This window comes from Bacillus sp. NPDC057893 (genome assembly GCF_042796455.1).
In the GTDB taxonomy this organism is placed as follows: Bacteria; Bacillota; Bacilli; order Bacillales; family Bacillaceae_G; genus Bacillus_A.
The window spans coordinates 494,893-521,794 of sequence record NZ_JBHVNG010000003.1; the positions used below are offsets into that span (position 1 = coordinate 494,893).

Genomic DNA, 26,902 nt, shown 5'->3' on the forward strand with positions numbered 1-26,902 from the left:
TCCTCCTTGCTTAATTTATTTTTATTGTTCACTAACATGAACTTTTACTGCCGCTGTTACTTGCGGATGCAATTTTACAGTGACTTTTGTATAACCTAATGCACGGATTGCATCGTCCATTTCAAATTTACGTTTATCAAGTTTAATCTTGTGTGATTTTTGCATTGCATCTACAATTTGTTTGCTTGTAATAGAACCAAATAAACGGCCACCTTCTCCAGATTTCGCCTTTAATTCTACAGTTAATTTCTCTAATGCTTCTTTTAATTGTTTTGCACTTTCAAGCTCTGCTGCTGCATCTTTTTCCTCTTTGCGCTTTTGAGCATCCAAAGTTTTCATACTGCTGTTTGTCGCTTCGGCAGCTAACCCCTGTTTTAGTAAGAAATTATTTGCATAACCATCTGGTACGTTTTTTATTTCTCCTTTTTTACCTTTACCTTTTACGTCTTTTAGAAAAATTACTTTCATGATTGTGTGCCTCCCTGTAAATAGTCATCAATAACAAATTGAAGCTTCTCCTCCGCTTCATCTACTGTAACATTTTTCATTTGTGTGGCTGCATTTGTTAAGTGCCCGCCACCTCCTAAATTCTCCATAATTAGCTGTACATTCAATTCACCTAAAGATCTACCACTAATTCCAATGAAATTTTCTCCACGTTTTGCAATAACAAACGATGCAATGATACCTGTCATTGTCAATAATGTGTCTGCTGATTGTGCAATAAGTACTTGGTCATAATATTCATCACCATCAACTTTAGCAATCGCAATTCCATTTTTATAAATGTACGCATTTTTAATGGCTTTTGCAACTCGTAAATACTGACCCATATCTTCTTTTAAAAGTTCTTGTACAACTACAGTGTCTGCGCCATGCGAGCGTAAATAAGAAGCGGCATCAAAGGTACGAGCACCTGTACGGAATGTAAAACTTTTCGTATCAACAATAATACCAGCTAACAATGCCGTTGCTTCTAACATTGTCATCTTTAAATTTTTCGGTTGATACTCAAGTAACTCTGTAACAAGCTCTGCCGTTGAAGAAGCGTACGGTTCCATATAAACAAGTAATGGATCTTCAATGAAATCTTCCCCGCGGCGATGATGGTCAATAACTACTACATTTTCAATCTTATGTAACAGTTTTTCCTCCATCACCATTGAAGGTTTATGCGTGTCAACAACAACAAGTAATGAATCATCATTTGCAAATTCCATCGCTTGCCCTGGTGTAATAAAGTGTGACCATAACTCTTCATTTTGTTTCACTTTATCCATCAAACGTTTGATTCCTTTATCAGAATCATTTTCATCTAATACAATATATCCTTTGCGCTCATTTAATTGAGCTACCTTTAAAATACCAATCGCTGCACCAATCGCATCCATATCAGGTGCTCTATGCCCCATTACAATGACATTACTGCTTTCTAATACTAAATCCTTTAATGCATGCGAAATAACTCTAGCACGTACACGAGTACGCTTTTCGACCGGATTCGTCTTGCCACCGTAAAACTTAACTTTACCCGTTGCTTGTTTAATAGCTACTTGGTCTCCTCCTCGTCCTAATGCAAGGTCTAAACCAGATTGAGCCATCGCTCCAAGCTCCGATAAAGGTAAATCACCTGAGCCAACCCCAACACTTAATGTAAGTGGTATATTCCTTTTTGATGTTTCTTCACGCACTTGATCCAAAATACTAAATTTCCCTTTCTCCATTTGCGCTAAAATACTTTCATTTAGTACAACGAAGAATCTTTCTGAAGATGCGCGTTTCAAATATGCACCATACTTAACGGCCCATTCATTTAGACGTGACGTCACAAGACTTGTTATATTCGTACGTAATTGATCATCTAACCCTTGTGTAACTTCATCGTAGTTATCTAAATAAATAACAGCCAAAACAGTACGCTGATCTTCATACATTTTTTCAATCTCTGTTTGCTCAGTTACATCAAAAAAATAAATTAGTTTTTCTTCTTTCCTTACAAACACACGGAACTTCCGACTATTTAAAGATACTATATCATCAGAAGTCTCTCCTTTAATAAAAAGGAGTAATGTTTCTGATACATCGTACAGATGCCACCCAGCTAATGCCTGTTGCCCCAAACATGAAGACAAGTAAGGATTTGCCCAATCAATCCCATACTCCTTATTGTATAACAATATACCGATTGGCATCTGGTTGAATGCTTCGTTACTCACTTTTTTTACCCTAGTAATCATATCTGTCGTATACTTTTCAAAGTTCCTTTGAAAGGTAAGTTCAAATCGTATAACTAAAAAGAAAACGATGCTAAAAACAAAAAAGGAAGATATCCCCATAATTAAGTGGAAATAACAGAGAATCGAGATTAGCACCAACACAAAAAATGCCAATACGTAAACAGGATATAAAAACCACTGTTTCTTATAAAATTCAGGCATGTATACAACTCCTATAAAGTAAAACTAACTCACCTTCCAGTTAGTTAAACAAATTAAAATAGTGTAAGGAATATTATTTTATTCCCCTATTTTAGAACGCAATGAAATCCCTAAATCAATTATACCTAAGATTGTCACAAGAGGAAACAGCATTGGAATAAACATACATACAATAAAACTAATAATAGGAATACCTCTCGTAAAACCTTTTCTGTGTGCTACAAAGGTGATAAACGTTAATCCTTGCAATACGAGCAGCAAAGCAAATATTACATATAGGTTAGAAAATACCATATATAAATATGATGTTGGTTCTACTTTTATAAAAGTTGCTAACAAAATAAATATGACGTAATACCAGACAATACTCTTTGGCAATTGTATATCTTTAAATTTTGGCCAAGGTGTAACGTCGTGCTTTAACTTTCTCAAAACACTACCTGATATTAGCACTGTAATCCAAGAAAAACATACAGAAACTAGTACAAGTATACTTGGAAGTAACGTTTGTGATATATCATTCATTTGTGCAAGCAACTCTTTTTGTTCTTTACTAACTGGCATACCAGCAGCATTTGCTATCTTTTCACTTTGCGCCACACTTTCACTAAATATATTTTGCATTTGCTTCATTAAATCTATGTTGAAAAACTTTATACTTCCAACATAAATGAGCATTATACCAATTAAATACGCAAGCGTTCCAGCTATCAATATCTCCACTGGTTTTTTCCCTTTTTTATACATATATCCTAATACGACACCTATTAACCCAAACATCACTGTCTTTATGAGACCAATCGGCTGACTCACAATAACTGTAATAAAAAGTGCCGCTACAAAAATCACTAGTATATTAGATAGTTTATGTCTTACTGTTAATAATATAAATGGTAACGGCAACACAAACGTTACCATTGTACCTAAAATTGGAACATACCTAGATACAAGTAACAAAATGGAATATATAGCCAATAATACTGCGCCCTCAGTAATAAATCTCGTATTTTTCATCATCCAACCTCTCTCTCAAAAAAAGAAAAGCATAGCAAAATGCACAGTAGAGTCCGACTCTACTGTGCATTTCATACGCTATTATTCACCAACATATGGTAAAAGTGCCATTTGACGAGCACGTTTAATTGCAACTGTAAGTTTGCGTTGGTATTTCGCGCTTGTTCCTGTTACACGACGAGGTAAAATTTTACCACGCTCAGAAACGAAACGTTTTAATAAATCAACATCTTTATAGTCAATGCGAGTGATGCCGTTAGATGTGAAGAAACACACCTTACGACGTTTCGCACGTCCACCTTTGCGTCCTGCCATGTCTATTCCCTCCATTCTTTGTTAAAAATAACCGATTCATGCCATTAAAATGGTAAATCGTCGTCCGAAATGTCAATCGGTTGACCAACATTCGAAAATGGATCGTCATTCTTTGTAAATCCAGAGTTACCTGAGTTACCTGAGTTACCTGAGTTACTTGAGTTACCCGGATTACTAGACTGACCAAATGGGTTAGAGCCTTGGTTACCGTAACCAGCTCCTGATGGTTGCTGATTGAACGAACCGCGTTGCTCCCCACCGCCATTACGCGGCTCTAAAAATTGTACGCTCTCCGCAAGAACTTCTGTTACATATACACGTTTACCGTCTTGTCCATCGTAAGTACGAGTTTGAAGACGTCCATCTACGCCTGCTAAGCTACCTTTTTTCAAATAATTTGCCACGTTTTCTGCTTGTTTACGCCATATTACACAATTAATAAAGTCAGCTTCACGCTCACCTTGTTGATTCGCAAATGCGCGATTCACAGCTAACGTAAAAGTAGCTACCGCAACACCATTAGGCGTGTAACGTAAGTCAGGGTCCTTAGTTAAGCGACCAACGAGGATAACACGATTCATCAATCGAACCACTCTCCCTATATATCTTAATTATTTTTCTTCTTCTTTAACAACGATATGACGAAGGATATCTTCGTTGATCTTAGCTAAACGGTCGAATTCGTTAATCGCTTCTGAGTTAGAGTTCACCTTTAAGATCATGTAGAAACCTTCACGTAAGTCGTTGATTTCGTAAGCTAAACGACGCTTACCCCACTCTTTTGTGTTAATGATTTCTGCACCATTGTTTGTTAAAACACCTGCGAAACGTTCAACTAAAGCTTTTTGAGCTTCTTCTTCAACGCCAGGACGAATGATGTACATAATTTCGTACTTTCTCATTACACTTTCACCTCCTTTTGGTCTAAACGGCCCATAATGGGCAAGGAGCAATTAATTTATAGTAATTACTCACGAGTTTAGATTATATCATAGTAAGTTATATGAATCAACTCACCAATACGTAAAAAACTTGGCAAACATATAATATATTTGCCAAGTCTATATCTTTATTTTTCCTAGGAAATATTAAATTAAACGTTAAAGCGGAAGTGCATAACATCTCCGTCTTTTACGATATACTCTTTTCCTTCTAAACGTACTTTACCAGCTTCTTTTGCAGCTGTCATAGAGCCATTTGTCATTAAATCAGTATAAGAAACTGTTTCCGCACGAATAAATCCACGTTCAAAGTCCGTATGAATAACACCAGCACATTGTGGTGCTTTCATACCTTGTTTAAACGTCCATGCACGTACTTCTTGCACACCAGCTGTGAAGTAAGTAGCAAGTCCTAATAAGTCATATGCAGCACGAATTAATTGATCTAAACCAGATTCTTCAATACCTAGTTCTTCAAGGAATACTTTCTTCTCTTCCTCATCTAACTCAGCAATTTCTGATTCGATTTTTGCACATACAACAATTATTTGTGAATTTTCATTTGCTGCAAATTCTTTTACCATTTGTACATATTTGTTGTCAGAAGGATCCATAATATCATCTTCACTTACGTTTGCTACGTATAGCATTTCTTTCGTTGTAAGTAAATGAAGGCCTTTAACAATCTTCATTTGCTCTTCTGTAAATTCAACAGTACGAGCTGGTTTTCCCTCTTCAAAAGCTTCTTTTAAACGAACTAAAATTTCATGCTCATATACAGCTTCTTTATCTTTTTGTCTTGCTAACTTCGCAACTCGTTCGATACGTTTATCAACAGATTCTAAATCCGCTAAGATTAGTTCTAAGTTAATTGTTTCAATGTCATCAATTGGATCTACTTTTCCTGAAACGTGCGTAATATTTTCATCTTCAAAACAACGAACAACTTGGCAAATTGCATCTACTTGACGAATGTGAGATAAGAATTTATTTCCTAACCCTTCACCTTTACTCGCACCTTTTACGATACCTGCAATATCAGTAAATTCAAATACAGTCGGAACAGTTTTTTTCGGTTCTACTAATTCCGTTAATTTATTTAAACGCTCATCTGGTACTTCTACAATCCCTACGTTTGGATCGATTGTACAGAATGGATAGTTCGCAGATTCTGCTCCTGCTTGTGTAATTGCATTAAATAAAGTGGACTTCCCTACGTTAGGTAATCCAACAATCCCAGCCGTTAATCCCATATTTTTCACTCCTATGTCTCAATCTTTCATCATTATAGATAGTAACGAAAAAAATGACAAGTTTCCACCAAATGAAAAAAAGCAACGGCTGTCTACTGCAGCTGTTGCTTTTTCCCTATTCTTCATGCTTCACAAGTATTTTTTTTACCTTACGATCAAACTCTCTTCGAGGAATCATTACCGAATGGTCACACCCCTCGCACTTAACGCGGATATCCATTCCCATACGAATAATCTTCCAGCGATTTTCACCACATGGATGGGCTTTCTTCATTTCCACAACATCGTACAAGTTATATTGCTTTTGCTCCATTCTCCAAATCCCTCCCACTATTAAATTGCTTTTTCACTAACTAATTCTTCGCGACTATATAAAACCATACGTGGGTATGGAATTTCAATCCCATGTAAATCAAGACGATTTTTAATCTCTTTGCGAAGAGCCCTCGCAATAACTGCATGCTGCATCGGCTCAACTTCAGCAATAACACGTAATACAACTTCAGACGCTGCCAGTGTTTGAACACCTAGCAATTGAGGTGTTGTTACCATTTTCTCATATTTTTCTGGTAATTCCACTAATAAATCTTCAATAACTTGCTCCGCTCGTACTATATCACTTTCATAAGAAATAGATACATCAACAAATGCTACACTATTACTAACGGAAAAGTTCGTTACTTGTACAATGCTACCATTTGGTATTATATGAATTTCACCTGTCCAGCTTTTCATCTTCGTTGTACGTAGTCCAATTTCCAAAACAGTTCCTTCAAATTGACCTATTCTTACATAATCACCTACTGAAAATTGATCCTCTAACAAAATAAATAATCCTGTAATAACATCTTTAACTAAACTTTGTGCACCAAAACCGACTGCTAAACCAATTACCCCAGCACCCGCTAATAGACCTGACGCATTAATATCAAACACACCTAAAATTGCAATTAACATAATGAACATAACAACGTATGCCACAATATTTTCAAGCAACTTCGCTACCGTAACTGTACGACGTTCTGAAATTTGAATCGGCGAACGGCTTCCCATACGAAACGCATTTCGTACAATTGCCCTCACAACTCGCACAACGATTGCACCAAGTATTAAAATAACGATTATTTTTAGTGATTTCACACCTATATTCGTCCAATCAATGGACTCAAACCATTTCAACGCTAAATCCATGTCCCTCTACCTCTCCAGCTAAAATTTCTTTTTAGTTATCCTTATTATTGTATCAGAACTCTCTCTGATTTCTGAAAAAAATTTATGACTTTAATTCCATTTGTTAACTTCCATTCAGGTATAAAATGAGACGAATATATATATACTAGTACTATTATTTCTGTTTTCATTCACAGTTTGCAAAAAGTATGCACTTATAATTTTCCATTTCAGACACCATATAACATATTGTGAAAATTTATTAAAAGGATGGGTGCTTCATGAATATTAGAAGTTTTCGCTTACCTTTTTTTGAAAAAGAAACTCAAAATGTTATGCATCATGACTTAGAAGCCTCTGAGACAATCAGCAATTTCTTACTTTCCCATATTCCCATTAAGACTAATATGCCACTCATTCTCGTTTGTATCGGAACAGACCGTTCCACCGGTGATGCACTTGGTCCATTAGTTGGTACTAAACTAGAACAAATTGAAATCAAAAACCTTCAAGTGTTCGGCACACTGGACGAACCAATACATGCACTAAACTTAGAAGAGAAAATTCAGAATATACAGAAAGAAAATCCTACTTCATTTATTATTGCTGTTGATGCATGTTTAGGAAAATCTCAAAGTATCGGTTCTATAACTACCGGAAAGGGCCCCAGTAAACCTGGAGCTGCGATGAATAAGAAATTACCTGAAATTGGTGATTTGCATATTCATGGCATCGTAAATTTAAATGGTTTCATGGAGTTTTTCGTACTTCAAAATACAAGACTAAGTTTAGTCATGAAGATGGCTGATGTAATTGCACAAAGTATAAAAGAAACAGACCAAAAATTATCTGCATTAAAAAAAGCAAACCATCTATAAACAATAAGATGGTTTGCTTTTTAATTTCCCTTTGATAATAATTCTAAAATTCGATTTAAGTCTTCTTTATTAAAAAATTCGATTTCGATTTTACCTTTTTCTTTTTTCGTTTCTTTGATCTTTACATCCGTACCAAACTTTTCTCTTAAAAATGTTTCACGCTCTACAAAAAATATATTTCTTTCTTTTTTCACTTGTTGTGTTTCACGTGAAACACGTTGATTAATTTCCTGGACAATTTGTTCCAATTGGCGAACATTCAGTCCTTCTTTTTCAATTCGCTTCAATAAAGATTTCAACTGTTCTTCATCTTTTATTGTAAGTAAAGTTCTTCCATGAGCCATTGAAATCTGACCGTTTGCAATCATATCTTGAACGAATGAAGGGAGGCTTAACAATCGAGTGTAATTTGCGATATAAGGCCTGCTTTTACCAAGACGTTTTGCTAATTGTTCTTGCGTTACATTTAGCTCGTTCATTAACATCTGATATGCCATTGCCTCTTCCATAGGATTTAAATCTTCTCGTTGTAAGTTTTCAAGCAAAGCAAATTCCATCATTTGCTGCTCATTTAATTGCCTTACGACAGCAGGCACTTTCTCAAGTCCGGCCTCTTTAGCAGCACGATATCTTCTTTCACCTGCAACTATTTCATATCCTTTAATACTCTTTCGAGCAATTAACGGTTGCAATATACCGTGCTCTTTAATAGAAGCCGCTAATTCCTGAATCGCTTCTTTATTGAAATGTTTACGTGGTTGATATGGATTCGGCCTTAATTCAGTTACTATAATCTCCTGAATCGTTTCTTCTTCTTTCACATCTAAATCTGGAAAAAACACATTGATTCCTCTTCCTAATCCCTTAGCCACCTGCAATCACTTCCTCTGCTAAATCTAAATATACTTCTGCTCCTCTTGATTTAGCGTCATACTGCATAATTGGTTTTCCATGACTTGGTGCCTCACTTAAGCGAACATTACGAGGAATAATCGAACGATATACTTTATCCCTAAAGTATTTTTTCACTTCATCTATAACTTGAATTCCTAAATTTGTACGAGCATCCAACATCGTTAACAATACACCTTGAATTGCTAAATTTTTATTTAAATGCTTTTGCACAAGTCGAACTGTATTTAATAGCTGACTTAACCCTTCCAACGCGTAATATTCACACTGTACAGGAATAATAACAGAATCTGCTGCTGTTAATGCATTAATCGTTAATAATCCTAAGGATGGGGGACAGTCAATAATAATATACTCATATTCATCACGAATTGGCTGTAATGCTCTTTGCAAGCGTACTTCCCGGGAAATGGTTGGTACCAATTCAATTTCAGCACCAGCCAATTGAATTGTAGCGGGTAGAACATCTAAGTTTTCAGTTGCGGTTTTCCGTATAACGCCTTGAACATCTGCATCTTCCACAAGAACATTATAAATACATTGATCTAATTCAGACTTTTCAATTCCTACACCAGTCGTTGCATTTCCTTGAGCATCAATATCTACGAGAAGGACTTTTTTTCCTACTTGTGCCAATCCAGCCCCTAAATTAACGGATGTTGTTGTTTTTCCAACACCGCCTTTTTGATTAGCGATAGCAATGATTTTTCCCACGATGTCACCTACTTTCAACCTTTCTTATTCTAGAAACAATTACGTTTATTGTAACATGAAATAAAAGTTTTTCTTTTACGTCCTTATTAAACTTCAAAATTTATTTCTAAACTCCTTCTTGCTTTAACAAGAAAATATAGTAAAAGAGACCTCTCCAATAGGATAAGGTCTCTAGCACGTAATTATTTTTTCTTCGGAATTTTAATCGTAATTTGATAGTATTCATCAAACTCTTCTTCCGCAGAATTAACATTCAAACCACTGTTAGCAACCATTTGTAATGATTGTCTAATTGTGTTCATAGCAATTCTTGCATCTCGACTTACTGCTTTTTGCTTCGCTTTGCGCTTTGGTTTTACTTCTTCTAGTAACTTTGCAATTCGTTCTTCTGTTTGCTTTACATTCAATTGCTTCTCCACAATCTCTTGTAAAACCTTCAGTTGTAATTCCTCATTTTTCAAAGGAATAAGGGCGCGAGCATGCCGTTCTGTAATACTTTTTTCTAATAATGCACTTTTGATTTCTTCAGGCAATTTTAATAATCGCAATTTATTTGCGACTGTCGATTGTCCTTTTCCAAGTCGTTGTGCCAATGCTTCTTGTGTTAAATTATGTAACTCAATCAGCTTTTGATATGCCACAGCTTCCTCAATTGCTGTTAATTCCTCACGCTGCAAATTTTCAATTAACGCTACAGAAGCTGTCTCAGTATCGTTTAAATTCTTTATTATTGCAGGAACTTTTTCCCACCCTAACTTTGTTGCTGCGCGGAAACGCCTTTCCCCGGCAATAATCTCGTACTTATCATCCTCATACTGTCTCACAACAATCGGCTGGATAAGCCCATGTGTACGAATCGTTAATGCTAGCTCCTCAATACGTGCATCGTCAAAAACTGTTCGTGGTTGATAACGGTTAGGGGTAATGTTTACTATCGGAATTTCCTGTATTTCTTCATATACCTTTTTAGCTATTTCTTCATGGCTTTCGTCTTGTAATTCGAATTCGCTCTCTTTATCTCCAAAGCCAAATAAACGAGAAAACGTATTTTTCATACATATTCCACCACCTTTTAGGCCTATTGACTGTTCTACATAAAATGTTTCCTATGAAACATTTACGTTTTCATTTATATAATTTAATCTTACGTCTAATAAGATTTATTTTTCAATAGGTAATTTATTGGGCGTTCCCGGTTTGCGTGGATATTTCTTTGGTGTCTTGCGCTTTTTCTCGATTAATAAAATATTACGCTCGCTTTCTTCAAACGGTAATTGGAACGTAGACATTTCTTTCAATTCTCCGCCAAGTACCTCTAAAGCATATTTGCCATTTTCGATTTCTTCGTTCGCCGCTGCACCTTTCATTGCAATGAATGTTCCCCCTACTTTTACAAGTGGTAAACATAGCTCACTTAATACAGAAAGACGTGCAACTGCACGTGCCATTACAATATCGTATGCTTCACGCACACCTTCTTTTTTTCCAAATGTTTCAGCACGATCATGACAAAATGCAACATCACTTAATTCTAACTTTTGCGCTAAGTGATTTAAGAAATTAATACGTTTTTGTAATGAATCTACAATTGTTACTTTTAAGTGCGGGAAACAGATTTTTAAAGGGATACTTGGGAATCCGGCTCCTGCTCCAACATCACAAATAGAAAATGGTTTCGAAAAATCATAATAAAAAGCCGCTGTAACAGAATCAAAAAAGTGTTTTAAGTATACTTCCTCTTTCTCCGTAATAGCCGTTAAGTTCATTTTTTCATTCCACTCTACTAACGTTTCAAAATAGATTTCGAACTGCTCTAACTGTCTAGAAGAGAGGGAAATACCCTTCTCTTCTAGCATAGATTGAAATTGTTCTATGTTCATCTAGCAATATCTCCTTACTATGTTATTGGTTCGATACTCGTGCAATTTTTCCTTGTTCAATGTAAATAAGCAAAATAGAAACATCAGCTGGATTTACGCCAGAAATACGTGAAGCTTGCCCCATCGAAAGTGGACGAACATCTTTCAATTTCTGTCTCGCTTCTGTGGCAAGGCTAGAAATCGCATCATAATCAATATCCACAGGGATTTTTTTGTTTTCCATTTTCTTCATACGTTCTACTTGCTGTAAAGATTTCTCGATATATCCTTCATACTTAATCTGAATTTCAACTTGTTCTGTAATTTCATCATTTAATTCTAATTCACTTGGTACTAAAAGATGAATATGCTCATATGTCATCTCTGGACGACGTAATAAGTCACTTGCACGTATTCCATCTTTCAATTCGCTTCCACCAATATCACGAATTAATTCTTGAACTTCAGGACGCGGTTTAATAAAAATACTCTCTAACCGTTCCTTTTCCTGTTCAATTTGTAGTTTTTTATTTGTAAATCTCTCATAACGATCTTCTTTAATTAAACCAATTTCACGCCCAACCTCAGTTAGACGAAGATCTGCATTATCATGGCGTAATAATAAACGATATTCTGCACGAGACGTTAATAAACGGTATGGTTCATTTGTGCCTTTTGTTACAAGATCATCAATTAAGACACCAATATATGCATCAGCGCGACCTAAAATAACTTCTTTTTTACCTAAAGAACGACACGCTGCATTAATTCCAGCCATAAGCCCTTGTCCTGCCGCTTCTTCGTAACCAGAAGTTCCATTAATTTGTCCTGCTGTATATAAATTTTTAATTTTTTTCGTTTCAAGTGTTGGCCATAGTTGAGTTGGTACAATTGCATCATATTCAATTGCGTAACCCGTACGCATCATTTCAACATTTTCCAGGCCAGGAATTGTTCTAAGCATTGCACGCTGTACATCTTCTGGTAAACTCGTCGATAAGCCTTGTACATATACTTCTTGCGTATTACGTCCTTCTGGCTCTAAGAAAATTTGATGACGTGGTTTATCATTAAATCTTACTACCTTGTCTTCAATTGAAGGGCAATATCTAGGCCCTGTTCCTTTAATCATACCAGAATACATAGCTGAGCGATGTAAGTTTTCATCTATTAAACGATGTGTTTCTGTACTTGTATACGTTAACCAACATGGAATTTGATCCATAATGAATTTTGTCGTTTCAAAAGAGAAAGCACGTGGCTTATCATCACCTGGTTGAATTTCTGTTTTACTATAATCAATCGTATTACTGTTTACACGCGGAGGTGTACCTGTTTTAAATCTAACAAGATCAAAACCAAGTTCCTCTAAGTGTTCAGATAACGTAATAGATGGTTGCTGATTATTTGGACCACTTGAATATTTTAAATCTCCCATAATAATCTCACCACGTAAAAATGTTCCCGTTGTAATTACAACTGTTTTCGCTGTGTATTCGGCACCAGCTTGCGTAATTACCCCTTTACATACACCATCTTCAACAATTAAACGCTCTACCAGACCTTGAAACAACGTTAAGTTTGGTGTTTCTTCAATTGTTTTCTTTAACTCATGCTGGTAAGAGAATTTATCAGCTTGTGCACGAAGCGCACGTACAGCTGGTCCTTTACCCGTATTTAACATACGCATTTGAATATGTGTTTTATCAATATTGCGTCCCATTTCTCCGCCTAATGCATCAATTTCACGAACAACAATCCCTTTTGCTGGTCCACCAACAGAAGGGTTACATGGCATGAACGCTACCATATCTAAGTTAATTGTTAACATTAATGTTTTTGAGCCCATTCGTGCTGCCGCAAGACCAGCTTCACATCCTGCATGACCTGCACCGATTACTATGACATCATATGAACCGGCATTGTATCCCATTGTTTATTCCTCCTAATAACCTCTATCTTACTAAATCATCTCTGATTAAAGTTTTACTTTATTTTCCTAAACAAAATTGAGAGAACAATTGGTCAATTAAGCTTTCATGGACAGTATCACCAGTAATTTCACCAAGTATTTCCCACGCTCTTGTTAAATCAATTTGAACCATATCAATCGGAACACCATTTTCTATCGCTTCAATTGCATCATTAATTGTTCTTCCTGCTTGTGTTAACAATCCGATATGTCTCGCATTAGACACGTATGTCATATCCGCAGAATCAATTGTTCCTTCAAAGAATAAATCAGCTATTGCCTTTTCAAGCTCATCTATTCCTTGCTCCTCAATTAAAGATGTTGTAATAACACGATTGCCTACCGCTAAATCTGTAACACGTTCCATATCAATTTCTTGCGGTAAATCTGTCTTATTTACAATGACAATGAAATCTTTTCCTTGTACGGCACGGAATAGATCCTCATCTTCATTTGTTAAAGCCTCGCTATAGTTCACTACAATTAACACTAAGTCTGCTTGGCTCATCATTTCCTTCGAACGCTCTACACCAATTCGTTCAACAACATCTTCCGTTTCACGAATTCCGGCTGTATCTATAAGTTTAAGTGGTACACCACGCACATTAACGTACTCTTCAATAACATCACGAGTTGTTCCTGCAATATCAGTTACAATTGCCTTTTTCTCCTGAACAAGACTATTTAATAGCGATGATTTCCCAACGTTAGGTCTACCGATAATCGCGGTAGAAATGCCTTCACGTAAAATCTTTCCTTGCTTCGATGTTTCTAATATCTTTTTAATTTCAGCACGGACATGTGTAGCTTTCTCAATTAAAATATTATGCGTCATCTCTTCTACATCATCATATTCTGGGTAATCTATATTCACCTCAATATGAGCTAATGTTTCTAATATTTCTTGACGCAGATGGCCGATTAATTTAGATAATCGTCCTTCCATTTGGTTAATCGCTACATTCATAGCACGATCTGTTTTCGCACGGATTAAGTCCATAACAGCTTCTGCTTGTGACAAATCAATACGTCCATTTAAAAAAGCACGTTTCGTAAATTCACCAGGCTCTGCCAGTCGTACTCCTTGTGCTAAAATAAGCTGTAATACTTTATTTACCGAAACAAGTCCACCATGACAGTTAATTTCTACTATATTTTCACGCGTAAAAGTTCTTGGTGCACGCATAATGGATACCATAACTTCTTCAATAACTTGATTTGTATCTAAATCGACAATATGACCATAATGAATTGTATGAGAAGAAACCTGTGTTAAATCCTTCCCTTTAAAAATACGATCGACTTTCTCAATCGCATCATCCCCACTTACTCGAACAATGGCAATTGCACCTTCCCCAAGTGCTGTGGAAATTGCGGCAATTGTATCAAATTCCATGTCCTTTCACCTCACTTGCTTATTTATCTCTATTTCAACATGAATTTTTTCCGTCACTAAATTATTAGGATACCATAACGAACCTATCTACAAAAGAATAATAACTCATTTTATTATGTCCTTATGTAAAAAACACTAAACTTATTCACAGTGGATAAATTTAGTGTTTTTTAGTTATCCACATTTATTTTCTCCTCAAAAAAACCGGCACTCAATTGAGTAACCGGTCACTTGGAAGATATTACAACATACCGATGTGGTTCTTTCCCTTCAGAAGTTGTAATGATATTTTGATGATTAGATAATGCTTGGTGAATAATTTTCCGTTCAAAAGAAGGCATTGGTTCTAGAACAACTCTTTTTTTCGTACTCACTACTTGTTTTGCCAATCGATAAGAAAGAGATTCTAACGTAGTTTTTCTTTTACTACGATAGTTTTCAGCATCCAGTGTAATACCAATATATTGCTTTGTATTACGATTCGCAACAAGTTTTGTTAAATACTGCAAAGAATTCAACGTATTACCTCTTTTTCCAATTAAAACACCAATGTTTTCACCAGAAATTGTAAATTCAACTTCGCGTCCTTTTACAATTTTTCTAATCTCAACTTCCACACCCATATTTCGAATAACATTTTTTAAATATTCTTCACATTCTTGGATTGGATCTTTTTTCAATACAACTTCTACTACAGCGAGGCGATTCCCAAATAAACCTAGGAATCCCCTCTTACCCTCATCGATAATATTTATATCTACTCGATCTTTCGAAACATTTAATTGTCTTAAAGCATCTTGTACTGCCAGCTCGACTGTTTGTCCTTTAGCAGTAATTATACTCACTTGCTTGATCCTCCTGCCTTACTAGCCTTAATTTCAGGCCCTTTGATCAGATACATTTGAGCGATACCAAAGATATTACCAACTACCCAGTACAATGATAGTGCTGCTGGGAAGTTAATTGCAAAGACTAAGATCATAATTGGCATAAGCCAAATCATCATTGCCATTTGCGGATTTTGCCCAGCCGTTCCTGCCATTGCAAGCTTTTGCTGAATAAAAGTCGTAATAGCCGCAACGATTGGAAGGATATAGTAAGGATCTGCCTGTCCTAAATCAAACCATAAAAATGTATGTTTACTAATTTCTGCCGTTCTCATAATCGCATGATAAAAAGCGAATAGGATAGGCATCTGAACAAATATTGGTAAACATCCTGCTAATGGATTTACACCATTTTTTTGGTACAACTGCATCATTTCTTGTTGTAATTTTTGTTGTGTTGCTTGATCTTTTGAGCTGTACTTTTCTTTTAATTTCACCATTTCTGGTTGTAACGCCTGCATTGCTTTCGTACTCTTCGTTTGTTTAATCATTAATGGTAATAATGCAAAACGAATGATAAGAGTTGTAACAACGATTGCTAAACCATAATTACTACCAAATAAATTTGCAAAATACGTGATTAACTGAGAAAGCGGGTATACGAAATATTCATTCCAAATCCCAGTGCTTTTCGGTGTAATCGGCTGACCTGTTTCACTACAGCCGGTAGCGATTGCCATTAGCATAATAACCATGGCTAATAAACCTATTTTCTTTTTCAAAGCCTGCTCCTCCTTGTTTCGGTATGTATATAGTGTAATTCATTTCCTTACGCTACTTTTTTATTCTTTTCATACCAGAGCGTTTAAAGACATGAATTAAGCTTTTCTTTAACTCTTCATATGTCATCTCTGCACAAGGCTTCCTTGCTATTATAACAAAATCTTTTCCAGAATCTATCTCATCTTTTAATTCTATAATCGATTGGCGAATCATACGCTTAATTCGATTACGAACTACTGCATTTCCTATTTTCTTACTAACAGAAAGACCAATGCGAAAATGCGGCTGTTTTTCTTTATCTAATTTGTATACAACAAACTGGCGATTGGCATTCGATTGTCCTTTTTGGAAAACAGCCTGGAATTCATCATTCTTTTTTATACGATTTTTTTTCTTCATATCATTTGACACTCCTGTATCTCATCAGCAGAAACTCATTATTATTAGAAAAAAAGACCACTGAACGATCAGTGGTCTACGCAGATAATACTTTTCTTCCTTTACGACGACGAGCTGCTAGCACTCTACGTCCGTTTGCTGTGCTCATACGGCTGCGGAAACCATGTACTTTGCTGCGCTTACGTTTATTTGGTTGGTAAGTTCTTTTCATTATATGACACCTCCCTGAGGAATATCTGTTAAAGACAGTCTAATAAATTATAGTAAATCAAATAGGAAAATGTCAATGGTTCTCGAAATTTTCATCAAATATTCATTTTTAACCTATTCACACACTTTTTCACAGTCCCTATATTTCCTTGTGGATAAATATATTTTCTCTTTTTTGTATCCACAAACTCTTTTTTTACTTTTACACAGTATATCGTATTGTGGACAAGTTTATTCCACAAGGTATTGATTTTGTGGATAACTTTCTTAAATTCATTGCTATAGCTGCTTTTTTTTGATATTATAGTTGTGTTTTCACTTTGAATAAGTTTTCCACACCTTTATTTTATCCACAATTTGTGTATAACATGTGGATACTTTAAATCACATGTGGGTAAATAGTTGTCCACATTTGTTTTTTTGTCGAAAACTCTATCTCGGATACTAACGACGTTTTTATATTTTAAAATACGTTTCGTATAAATATGCATTAGAAATATTTACAGGTTGTACAATTGTTGCGCAACCTTATTCTTTTACCATCTTTGTAAAGGAGGGACACCTTTGGAAAATATCTCTGATTTATGGAATAGTGCCTTAAAAGAATTAGAAAAAAAGGTAAGCAAGCCAAGTTATGAAACCTGGTTAAAATCAACAACTGCTCATAACTTGAAAAAAGATGTATTAACTATTACAGCTCCAAATGAATTCGCTCGTGACTGGCTAGAATCTCATTATTCGGAACTAATCTCCGAAACACTTTATGATTTAACAGGGGCAAAACTAGCTATTCGTTTTATCATTCCCCAAAGTCAGGCAGAAGAGGATATAGATCTCCCTTCTGTTAAGCAAAAACACGCACATGATGAGTCTAATCACTTACCACAGAGTATGTTAAACCCAAAATATACATTTGATACATTTGTTATTGGCTCTGGTAATCGTTTTGCACATGCTGCTTCTTTAGCTGTAGCTGAGGCACCAGCTAAAGCCTATAATCCGCTCTTTATTTACGGGGGCGTTGGACTTGGAAAAACACATTTAATGCACGCAATTGGGCATTATGTAATTGAACACAATCCGAATGCAAAAGTTGTATATTTATCATCTGAAAAATTTACAAATGAATTTATTAACTCAATTCGTGATAATAAAGCTGTCGATTTTCGTAATAAATATCGTAATGTAGATGTCTTATTAATAGATGATATTCAATTTCTTGCTGGAAAAGAACAAACACAGGAAGAGTTTTTCCATACATTTAATGCGTTACATGAAGAAAGTAAACAAATTGTGATTTCAAGCGATAGACCACCAAAAGAAATCCCAACTTTAGAAGATCGCCTTCGTTCTCGCTTTGAATGGGGGTTAATTACGGACATTACGCCACCAGATTTAGAAACTAGAATCGCAATTTTACGTAAAAAAGCAAAAGCAGAAGGTCTTGATATACCAAATGAAGTTATGCTTTATATTGCAAATCAAATCGATTCAAATATTCGTGAACTAGAGGGTGCACTTATTCGAGTTGTAGCTTATTCATCTTTAATTAATAAAGATATGAATGCTGATTTAGCGGCTGAAGCGCTTAAAAATATTATTCCAAACTCTATACCCAGAATTATTTCTATTTCTGATATTCAAAAGGCTGTTGGGGGCGTCTATCAAGTAAAGTTAGAAGATTTCAAAGCAAAAAAACGGACAAAATCCGTTGCATTCCCTCGCCAAATTGCGATGTATTTATCACGTGAACTTACGGACTCATCTTTGCCAAAAATAGGTGAAGAATTTGGTGGCCGCGATCATACAACAGTAATCCATGCTCACGAAAAAATTTCGAAGCTATTAAAAACGGATACTCAATTACAAAAACACGTTGAAGAAATTAAGGATATTTTAAAATAGTAGTAGCTGAATAGTGTGAATAACTTAGCTTGTTTTACGCACAGTCTATCCACATGTAGATAGACTGTTTTTACATCTTTAAATAGGGTTATCCACATATCCACAAGCCCTATTACTATTACTACTATTTTTTTATCTTTATTAAATAAATAAAATCTTATACTTACCGGAGGGTTTTCGTTATGCGTTTTACAATACAAAAAGACTATCTTGTAAGAAGTGTACAAGATGTAATGAAGGCAATTTCTTCTCGTACAACAATTCCAATTCTTACAGGGATTAAAGTTGTAGCAACTGAAGAAGGAGTTACTTTAACAGGTAGTGATGCAGACATCTCTATCGAATCATTTATCCCAGTCGAAGATGCTGGAAAAGAAATTGTGGAAATTGAACAATCAGGAAGTATTATTTTACAAGCAAAATATTTTAGTGAAATCGTAAAAAAATTACCTAAAGAAACTGTCGAAATTTCTGTGGAAAATCATTTTATGACAAAAATAAAATCTGGAAAATCAGAGTTCAACTTAAATGGTTTAGATGCTGCTGAATATCCGTTATTACCACAAATCGAAGAACATCATGTATTTAAGATTCCAACAGATTTACTAAAACACATGATTCGTCAAACAGTATTTGCAGTTTCAAGTTCTGAAACAAGACCGATCTTGACAGGTGTAAACTGGAAGGTATATAACAGCGAGCTAACTTGTATTGCAACAGATAGTCACAGGCTAGCACTTCGTAAAGCAAAAATCGAAGGGTATAATATTGCCGATGAATTTCAAGCGAATGTCGTTATTCCTGGTAAAAGCTTAAATGAATTAAGTAAAATTCTAGATGAGTCTGAAGAAATGGTAGATATCGTTATTACGGAGTATCAAGTATTATTCCGTACAAAACATTTATTATTCTTCTCAAGATTATTAGAAGGAAATTATCCAGATACAACGCGTTTAATTCCAGCTGAAAGTAAAACTGATATTTTTGTAAATACAAAAGAATTTTTACAAGCGATTGATCGTGCGTCGCTATTAGCAAGAGATGGTCGTAACAACGTTGTTAAATTATCAACATTAGAACAACAGATGTTAGAGATTTCTTCGAATGCACCAGAAATCGGAAAAGTAGTAGAAGAGGTTCAATGTGAAAATGTAGATGGAGAAGAATTAAAAATATCTTTTAGTGCAAAATATATGATGGACGCATTAAAAGCTTTAGATAGTACAGAAATTAAAGTTAGTTTTACTGGAGCGATGAGACCGTTTTTAATTCGCACAGTAAATGATGATTCTATTATCCAGTTAATTTTACCAGTCCGTACTTACTAAGTAAGGATTAAGGGTTGCTAGTGTAAAGGTACTAGTGACCCTTATTTGATTTGTAGGGTATTACTTTCCTAATGCTAGTTTATTTAGTACAATGAAAGAATGAACACTTTCAGAAAGTGAGCGATTTTATGAAACTTATTAAGATTTCAACAGAATACATTACACTAGGACAATTTTTAAAGTTAGCTGATGTAATTGATACAGGTGGCGCTGTGAAATGGTTCTTACAAGAATATGAAGTATATGTGAATCAAGAACTTGAAAATAGAAGAGGCCGAAAGTTATATGCAAATGATGTTGTTGAAATTCCGGGAAGCGGAACTTTCCAAGTTCAGGCATAAAGGGGGATCCCTTTGTTTATTACAGAGATACAATTAAAAAACTATCGCAATTATGAGCATTTAGAGCTTTCCTTTGAGGATAAAGTCAATGTAATTATTGGTGAAAATGCGCAAGGGAAAACGAATCTGATGGAAGCTATTTATGTATTGGCGATGGCGAAATCCCATAGAACTTCGAACGATCGTGAACTCATTCGTTGGGATGAGGATTATGGTAATATAAAAGGTAGATTACAAAGGCGAAATAGTTCATTATCCTTAGAATTAAATATTTCAAAAAAAGGTAAAAAGGCAAAGTTAAATCAGTTAGAACAACAAAAATTGAGCCAGTATATTGGTGAAATGAATGTTGTTATGTTTGCCCCAGAAGATTTAAATCTTGTAAAAGGAAGCCCCCAAGTACGAAGACGCTTTTTGGATATGGAACTTGGACAAATAGCTCCGGTCTATTTGTATGAATTAAGTCAATATCAAAAGGTACTCACGCAACGAAATCATTTACTTAAGAAGATGCAAGGGAATAGTAAAAATGAGGAAACGATGTTGGATGTATTTACACTTCAACTTATTGAGCATGGTGCAAAAATTTTGCGAAAACGTTTTGAGTTTTTGCATTTACTACAAGAATGGGCTGCTCCAATTCACCGCGGGATTAGCAGGGGATTAGAGGAGTTAGAAATTGTTTATAAACCAAGTGTAGATGTATCAGAATCAATGGATTTGTCGAAAATAAAAGAAGTATACTATGAAAGTTTTCAATCTGTGAAACAACGTGAAATTTTTCGTGGTACAACTTTACTAGGTCCTCATCGTGATGATTTACACTTCTTCGTTAATAGTAAAAATGTTCAAGTCTTTGGTTCACAAGGGCAACAACGAACAACCGCACTATCCCTAAAATTGGCTGAAATTGAATTGATATACTCAGAGGTTAAGGAATATCCAATCCTTTTACTAGATGATGTGTTATCAGAATTAGATGATTATCGCCAATCGCATCTGCTAAATACAATTCAAGGAAAAGTACAAACCTTTGTGACGACGACGAGTGTCGACGGAATTGAACACGAAACATTGAAAGAAGCGAAAACAATTCATGTAACGAACGGCACGGTAGATTGTGAAATAGACAGGAAATAATTTCTGTTTAAATGGAAAAGTAGGTGATCTTTGTGTCAATGGAACAAAAGCAAATGCAGGAAAATGCATATGATGAAAGTCAGATCCAGGTGTTAGAAGGACTGGAAGCGGTTCGTAAGCGTCCTGGTATGTATATCGGTTCTACAAGTGGAAAAGGTCTTCATCACCTCGTATGGGAAATAGTTGATAACAGTATTGACGAAGCTTTAGCGGGATATTGTGATGAAATTAATGTCAGTATTGAAGAAGATAATAGTATTGTTGTAACAGATGATGGTCGTGGTATCCCAGTTGGTATTCAAGAGAAAATGGGACGTCCCGCTGTAGAAGTTATTATGACGGTACTCCATGCCGGTGGTAAATTTGGCGGTGGCGGTTATAAAGTCTCCGGTGGTTTGCATGGAGTAGGTGCATCTGTTGTAAATGCTTTATCAATAGAATTAGAGGTATTTGTACATCGAGATGGAAAAATACACTATCAAAAATATGAACGTGGGATCCCAGCTGCGGATTTAAAAGTAATAGGTGAAACTGATCGTACAGGAACGATCACACGCTTTAAGCCAGATGCAGAAATTTTTACAGAGACGACAGAATATGAATTTGATACATTAGCTACTCGTATGCGTGAGTTGGCGTTTTTAAATCGTAATATTAAATTAACAATTGAAGATAAGCGTGAACATAAGCAAAAGAAAGAATTCCATTATGAAGGTGGAATTAAATCATATGTTGAACATTTAAATCGTTCAAAACAACCGATTCATGAAGAACCTGTATATGTTGACGGTTCAAAAGATGGGATTCAGGTTGAGGTTGCTCTTCAATATAACGAAGGCTATACAAATCATATTTATTCATTTACAAATAATATTCATACGTATGAAGGCGGTACACATGAGGTAGGTTTTAAGACTGCTCTAACACGTGTAATTAACGATTATGGTCGTAAAAATAATATTTTAAAAGATGCGGATAGTAATTTAACTGGTGAAGATGTTCGTGAAGGTTTAACAGCAATCGTATCAATTAAACATCCAAATCCACAGTTTGAAGGGCAAACGAAGACGAAACTTGGAAATAGTGAAGCGAGAACGATTACAGAATCTGTATTCTCAGAGGCGTTTGAAAAGTTCTTACTAGAAAATCCAAATGTTGCACGTAAAATTATAGACAAAGGGACTATGGCAGCACGTGCACGTGTAGCAGCTAAAAAAGCTCGTGAACTAACGCGCCGAAAGAGTGCTTTAGAAGTTTCAAGTTTACCAGGGAAGCTAGCTGATTGTTCTTCTAAAGATCCAGCAATTAGCGAAATTTATATCGTGGAGGGTGACTCTGCGGGCGGATCTGCAAAACAAGGACGCGATCGTCATTTCCAAGCGATTTTACCACTGAAGGGTAAAATTATTAACGTTGAAAAGGCACGTTTAGATAAGATTTTATCAAATGATGAAGTTCGTACAATTATTACAGCAATAGGTACAAATATTGGTGGGGACTTTGATATTGAAAAAGCTCGCTATCATAAAGTTATTATTATGACAGATGCCGATGTTGATGGTGCACATATTCGTACCCTATTATTAACGTTCTTCTATCGTTATATGCGTCAAATTATTGAGTGTGGTTATATATATATCGCACAGCCACCGTTGTTTAAGGTACAACAAGGTAAAAAAATTCAATATGCTTATAACAATAAAGAACTTGAAAAAATACTAGCTGAATTACCAGCTCAACCTAAGCCTGGGATTCAGCGTTATAAAGGTCTAGGGGAAATGAATCCAACTCAGCTGTGGGAGACGACAATGGACCCAGAAGTACGTTCGTTACTTCAAGTTTCTCTTCAAGATGCAATTGAAGCGGATGAAACATTTGAAATTTTAATGGGTGATAAAGTAGAGCCGCGTCGTAACTTTATCCAAGAAAATGCAAAATACGTGAAAAACCTTGATATTTAAGTGAGTAATGACAGGAATCTAAGTATTCCTGTCTTCTACATATAAATCAATGTATTTGTAACGGAAATGTAAGAGGAGGTGCTCGTTGATGTCAGACAATCAACAACAAGCACGAATTCGAGAAATTAATATTAGTCATGAAATGCGTACCTCATTTTTAGATTACGCAATGAGTGTTATCGTGTCTCGTGCATTACCAGATGTTCGTGATGGATTAAAGCCGGTTCATCGTAGGGTTTTATATGCGATGAATGATTTAGGAATTACAGCTGATAAAGCATATAAGAAGTCGGCGCGTATTGTCGGCGAAGTAATTGGTAAGTATCACCCGCACGGTGATTCAGCTGTTTATGAAACAATGGTACGTATGGCGCAAGATTTTAGTCAACGTTACATGCTTGTTGATGGACATGGTAATTTCGGTTCTGTTGATGGAGATTCAGCGGCAGCAATGCGTTATACAGAAGCAAGAATGTCTAAGATTTCTATGGAATTAATACGCGATATTACAAAGAATACAATTGATTATCAAGATAACTACGATGGTTCTGAAAGAGAACCAGTTGTATTACCAGCGCGTTTCCCTAACTTATTAGTCAATGGTACGACGGGTATTGCGGTTGGTATGGCAACAAACATTCCACCGCATCAACTTGGAGAAGTAATTGATGGTGTGTTGGCATTAAGTCATAACCCTGATATCACTATCGCGGAATTAATGGAATATATTCCTGGACCAGACTTCCCAACATCAGGTTTAATCTTAGGGCGAAGTGGAATTCGAAGAGCTTACGAAACAGGTCGCGGTTCTATTATACTTCGTGCCAAAGTTGAAATTGAAGAGAGAGCAAATGGTAAACAAACTATTATCGTAACAGAACTACCTTATCAAGTTAATAAGGCGCGATTAATTGAAAAGATTGCAGAATTAGTTCGTGATAAGAAAATTGAAGGTATTACAGATTTACGTGATGAATCGGACCGAAATGGTATGCGTATTGTTATGGAAGTACGTCGTGATGCCAATGCCAATGTACTATTAAATAATCTATATAAACATACAGCACTTCAAACAAGTTTCGGTATTAATATGTTGTCTCTTGTAAATGGAGAGCCACAAGTCCTAAATTTAAAACAAAATCTATATTATTATTTAGAGCATCAAAAGGTAGTAATTCGTAGACGTACTGCTTATGAATTAGAGAAAGCAGAAGCGCGTGCTCATATTTTAGAAGGATTACGAATTGCTTTAGATCATCTTGATGAAGTTATTACTTTAATCCGTAGTTCAAAAACAGCTGATATTGCAAAACAAGGTTTAATGGAACGTTTCGGCTTAAGTGAGAAACAAGCGCAAGCGATTTTAGATATGCGTTTGCAACGTTTAACCGGATTAGAACGCGAAAAAATCGAACAAGAATATCAAGACTTAATGAAGATAATTGCAGAGTTAAAAGCAATCCTAGCAGACGAAGAAAAAGTTCTTGAAATTATTCGCGAGGAATTAGCTGAAGTAAAAGATCGTTTTAATGATAAGAGAAGAACAGAAATTACAATTGGCGGTATGGAAGCTATAGAGGATGAAGATTTAATCCCAGAACAAAATATCGCAATTACACTTACTCATAATGGTTATATTAAGAGGTTACCGGCTTCTACGTACAAAACACAGAACCGTGGGGGACGTGGTGTACAAGGAATGGGTACGAATGATGATGACTTTGTTGAACATTTATTAACAACATCTACCCATGATCATATTTTATTCTTCACAAATAAGGGTAAAGTATACCGTACAAAAGGATATGAAATTCCAGAGTATAGTCGTACAGCAAAGGGCATACCGATTATTAACCTATTAGGGGTAGATAAGGGTGAGTGGATCAATGCCATTATTCCAATTCGTGAATTCGGTGACGAAGAGTTCTTATTCTTCACTACGAAACAAGGTATATCTAAGAGAACGCCACTTTCGTCATTTGCAAATATACGTACAAACGGTTTAATTGCAATTTCTCTTCGTGAAGAGGATGAATTAATCTCCGTACGCTTAACATCTGGTGATAAGGATATTATCGTTGGGACAAGTAACGGTATGTTAATTCGTTTCAATGAGCAAGATGTGCGTTCAATGGGACGTAATGCGGCTGGTGTAAAAGCAATTACATTAGGTGAGGAAGATCAAGTTGTAGGCATGGAAATTGTTGAAGAGGATGTAAATGTTCTAATTGTAACGAAGAATGGTTATGGAAAGCGTACACCAATTGATGAATACCGCCTGCAAAGTCGTGGTGGTAAGGGTCTGAAGACTTGTAATATTACAGATAAAAACGGTAAGTTAGTAGCAGTTAAGTCTGTAACAGGCGAAGAAGACATTATGTTAATTACAGTAGCGGGTGTTATTATTCGTATGCCAGTTGATCAAATCTCTCAAATGGGGCGTAATACACAAGGTGTTCGTCTAATTCGATTAGGGGATGAGCAAGAGGTAGCGACAGTAGCAAAAGCACAAAAGGATGAGGAAGAAGAAATTAGCGAAGAGGTTTCTTCTGAAGAATAAGAGTGGGGATTTCTCCCCCTCTTATTTTTTTTATAATAATACTTGCATAGCAATAGGGAAGTGTATATAATAGGCAGAGTCAGCAAATGAGAGATACAAGTTATCGAAAAAAACTTGTTGACGAAAATAATATACTATGATATATTATGAAAGTCGCTGAAACGCGATATTGAACTTTGAAAACTGAACGAAACAAACAACGTGAAACGTCAATTTTTATTTTTAGATGCTAGACAAACTAACTTTATTGGAGAGTTTGATCCTGGCTCAGGATGAACGCTGGCGGCGTGCCTAATACATGCAAGTCGAGCGAATGGATTAAGAGCTTGCTCTTATGAAGTTAGCGGCGGACGGGTGAGTAACACGTGGGTAACCTACCCATAAGACTGGGATAACTCCGGGAAACCGGGGCTAATACCGGATAATATTTTGAACTGCATAGTTCGAAATTGAAAGGCGGCTTCGGCTGTCACTTATGGATGGACCCGCGTCGCATTAGCTAGTTGGTGAGGTAACGGCTCACCAAGGCAACGATGCGTAGCCGACCTGAGAGGGTGATCGGCCACACTGGGACTGAGACACGGCC

General features: G+C 35.8%; 26 protein-coding genes and 1 rRNA gene. 8 read left to right on the forward strand and 19 right to left on the reverse strand.

Annotation, left to right across the window (positions count from 1 at the left end):
• Positions 1–21: 21 nt before the first annotated feature.
• The 9 genes from rplI to ACFVQC_RS18335 all read right to left on the reverse strand — a co-directional run bounded on the left by rplI (position 22) and on the right by ACFVQC_RS18335 (position 7,152).
• Complete coding sequence (rplI, locus tag ACFVQC_RS18295) at positions 22–468, reverse strand: 50S ribosomal protein L9 (RefSeq protein ID WP_377898849.1); 447 nt, start codon at positions 466–468, stop codon at positions 22–24.
• Positions 465–2,438 carry a DHH family phosphoesterase gene (locus ACFVQC_RS18300; protein ID WP_377898850.1) on the reverse strand — a complete coding sequence of 658 codons (1,974 nt, stop codon included), beginning with the start codon at positions 2,436–2,438 and terminating at the stop codon, positions 465–467. Before ACFVQC_RS18300 ends, rplI begins: the two co-directional genes overlap by 4 nt.
• 78 nt (positions 2,439–2,516) lie before the next feature.
• Positions 2,517–3,452 carry a YybS family protein gene (locus tag ACFVQC_RS18305; RefSeq protein ID WP_377892864.1) on the reverse strand — a complete coding sequence of 312 codons (936 nt, stop codon included), beginning with the start codon at positions 3,450–3,452 and terminating at the stop codon, positions 2,517–2,519.
• An 81-nt stretch (positions 3,453–3,533) separates the two neighbouring features.
• Positions 3,534–3,767 carry a 30S ribosomal protein S18 gene (gene rpsR, locus ACFVQC_RS18310; protein ID WP_000918874.1) on the reverse strand — a complete coding sequence of 78 codons (234 nt, stop codon included), beginning with the start codon at positions 3,765–3,767 and terminating at the stop codon, positions 3,534–3,536.
• Positions 3,768–3,811: 44 nt separating this feature from the next.
• Positions 3,812–4,351: a single-stranded DNA-binding protein gene (gene ssb / locus ACFVQC_RS18315; protein ID WP_377898851.1), complete on the reverse strand. Its 540-nt coding sequence runs from the start codon at positions 4,349–4,351 to the stop codon at positions 3,812–3,814.
• 27 nt (positions 4,352–4,378) lie between these two features.
• A complete protein-coding gene (gene rpsF, locus ACFVQC_RS18320; protein ID WP_002144565.1) occupies positions 4,379–4,669 on the reverse strand; it encodes a 30S ribosomal protein S6 in 291 nt (96 codons plus the stop codon).
• A 191-nt stretch (positions 4,670–4,860) separates the two neighbouring features.
• Complete coding sequence (gene ychF / locus ACFVQC_RS18325) at positions 4,861–5,961, reverse strand: redox-regulated ATPase YchF (RefSeq protein WP_377898852.1); 1,101 nt, start codon at positions 5,959–5,961, stop codon at positions 4,861–4,863.
• Positions 5,962–6,076: 115 nt separating this feature from the next.
• Positions 6,077–6,274, reverse strand: coding sequence for a DUF951 domain-containing protein (locus ACFVQC_RS18330; protein ID WP_000436054.1), 198 nt, complete (start codon positions 6,272–6,274; stop codon positions 6,077–6,079).
• 20 nt (positions 6,275–6,294) lie between these two features.
• Positions 6,295–7,152, reverse strand: coding sequence for a mechanosensitive ion channel family protein (locus ACFVQC_RS18335; RefSeq protein WP_002144563.1), 858 nt, complete (start codon positions 7,150–7,152; stop codon positions 6,295–6,297).
• A gap of 260 nt (positions 7,153–7,412) precedes the next feature.
• On the opposite strand from ACFVQC_RS18335, the gene yyaC reads away from it, so the two are divergent.
• Positions 7,413–8,009 (forward strand): spore protease YyaC, encoded by a 597-nt coding sequence (gene yyaC / locus ACFVQC_RS18340; protein ID WP_002089953.1) that lies wholly within the window; start codon positions 7,413–7,415, stop codon positions 8,007–8,009.
• 20 nt (positions 8,010–8,029) lie between these two features.
• Here the strand turns inward: yyaC and spo0J are convergent, their stop codons facing one another.
• The 10 genes from spo0J to rpmH all read right to left on the reverse strand — a co-directional run bounded on the left by spo0J (position 8,030) and on the right by rpmH (position 17,082).
• Complete coding sequence (spo0J, locus tag ACFVQC_RS18345) at positions 8,030–8,881, reverse strand: stage 0 sporulation protein Spo0J (RefSeq protein ID WP_198285177.1); 852 nt, start codon at positions 8,879–8,881, stop codon at positions 8,030–8,032.
• Entirely contained in the window at positions 8,874–9,635 is a 762-nt protein-coding gene (soj, locus tag ACFVQC_RS18350) for a sporulation initiation inhibitor protein Soj (RefSeq protein WP_002113231.1), read from the reverse strand. Before soj ends, spo0J begins: the two co-directional genes overlap by 8 nt.
• Before the next feature lie 182 nt (positions 9,636–9,817).
• The gene (gene noc / locus ACFVQC_RS18355) at positions 9,818–10,690 is read right to left on the reverse strand and encodes a nucleoid occlusion protein (protein ID WP_002016471.1); all 873 of its coding nucleotides are present in this window, start codon (positions 10,688–10,690) and stop codon (positions 9,818–9,820) included.
• A 105-nt stretch (positions 10,691–10,795) separates the two neighbouring features.
• A complete protein-coding gene (rsmG, locus tag ACFVQC_RS18360) occupies positions 10,796–11,515 on the reverse strand; it encodes a 16S rRNA (guanine(527)-N(7))-methyltransferase RsmG (protein ID WP_002089956.1) in 720 nt (239 codons plus the stop codon).
• A 22-nt stretch (positions 11,516–11,537) separates the two neighbouring features.
• A complete protein-coding gene (gene mnmG / locus ACFVQC_RS18365; protein WP_377898853.1) occupies positions 11,538–13,427 on the reverse strand; it encodes a tRNA uridine-5-carboxymethylaminomethyl(34) synthesis enzyme MnmG in 1,890 nt (629 codons plus the stop codon).
• 58 nt (positions 13,428–13,485) lie between these two features.
• A complete protein-coding gene (gene mnmE / locus ACFVQC_RS18370; RefSeq protein ID WP_377898854.1) occupies positions 13,486–14,862 on the reverse strand; it encodes a tRNA uridine-5-carboxymethylaminomethyl(34) synthesis GTPase MnmE in 1,377 nt (458 codons plus the stop codon).
• Between the two features lie 227 nt (positions 14,863–15,089).
• Positions 15,090–15,707, reverse strand: coding sequence for an RNA-binding cell elongation regulator Jag/EloR (gene jag / locus ACFVQC_RS18375; protein ID WP_377898855.1), 618 nt, complete (start codon positions 15,705–15,707; stop codon positions 15,090–15,092).
• Entirely contained in the window at positions 15,704–16,471 is a 768-nt protein-coding gene (spoIIIJ, locus tag ACFVQC_RS18380) for a YidC family membrane integrase SpoIIIJ (protein ID WP_377898856.1), read from the reverse strand. The genes jag and spoIIIJ overlap by 4 nt, the downstream gene beginning before the upstream one ends.
• Positions 16,472–16,523: 52 nt before the next feature.
• Positions 16,524–16,871: a ribonuclease P protein component gene (gene rnpA / locus ACFVQC_RS18385; protein ID WP_002089963.1), complete on the reverse strand. Its 348-nt coding sequence runs from the start codon at positions 16,869–16,871 to the stop codon at positions 16,524–16,526.
• Between the two features lie 76 nt (positions 16,872–16,947).
• Positions 16,948–17,082, reverse strand: coding sequence for a 50S ribosomal protein L34 (gene rpmH, locus ACFVQC_RS18390; protein ID WP_002068706.1), 135 nt, complete (start codon positions 17,080–17,082; stop codon positions 16,948–16,950).
• Between the two features lie 563 nt (positions 17,083–17,645).
• On the opposite strand from rpmH, the gene dnaA reads away from it, so the two are divergent.
• The 7 genes from dnaA to ACFVQC_RS18425 form a co-directional block, all read left to right on the forward strand.
• Entirely contained in the window at positions 17,646–18,986 is a 1,341-nt protein-coding gene (dnaA, locus tag ACFVQC_RS18395; RefSeq protein ID WP_002144554.1) for a chromosomal replication initiator protein DnaA, read from the forward strand.
• A gap of 182 nt (positions 18,987–19,168) precedes the next feature.
• The gene (gene dnaN / locus ACFVQC_RS18400; RefSeq protein WP_377898857.1) at positions 19,169–20,314 is read left to right on the forward strand and encodes a DNA polymerase III subunit beta; all 1,146 of its coding nucleotides are present in this window, start codon (positions 19,169–19,171) and stop codon (positions 20,312–20,314) included.
• 128 nt (positions 20,315–20,442) lie between these two features.
• On the forward strand, positions 20,443–20,655 hold the full coding sequence (gene yaaA / locus ACFVQC_RS18405; RefSeq protein WP_002159661.1) for a S4 domain-containing protein YaaA: 213 nt from the start codon (positions 20,443–20,445) through the stop codon (positions 20,653–20,655).
• Between the two features lie 12 nt (positions 20,656–20,667).
• Complete coding sequence (gene recF / locus ACFVQC_RS18410; RefSeq protein ID WP_016106803.1) at positions 20,668–21,795, forward strand: DNA replication/repair protein RecF; 1,128 nt, start codon at positions 20,668–20,670, stop codon at positions 21,793–21,795.
• A gap of 38 nt (positions 21,796–21,833) precedes the next feature.
• Positions 21,834–23,756, forward strand: a complete 1,923-nt coding sequence (gyrB, locus tag ACFVQC_RS18415; protein ID WP_033710559.1) for a DNA topoisomerase (ATP-hydrolyzing) subunit B — start codon at positions 21,834–21,836, stop codon at positions 23,754–23,756.
• 88 nt (positions 23,757–23,844) lie between these two features.
• Complete coding sequence (gene gyrA / locus ACFVQC_RS18420; protein ID WP_002159658.1) at positions 23,845–26,316, forward strand: DNA gyrase subunit A; 2,472 nt, start codon at positions 23,845–23,847, stop codon at positions 26,314–26,316.
• A gap of 244 nt (positions 26,317–26,560) precedes the next feature.
• Positions 26,561–26,902, forward strand: a 16S ribosomal RNA gene (locus tag ACFVQC_RS18425); the annotation flags it as partial.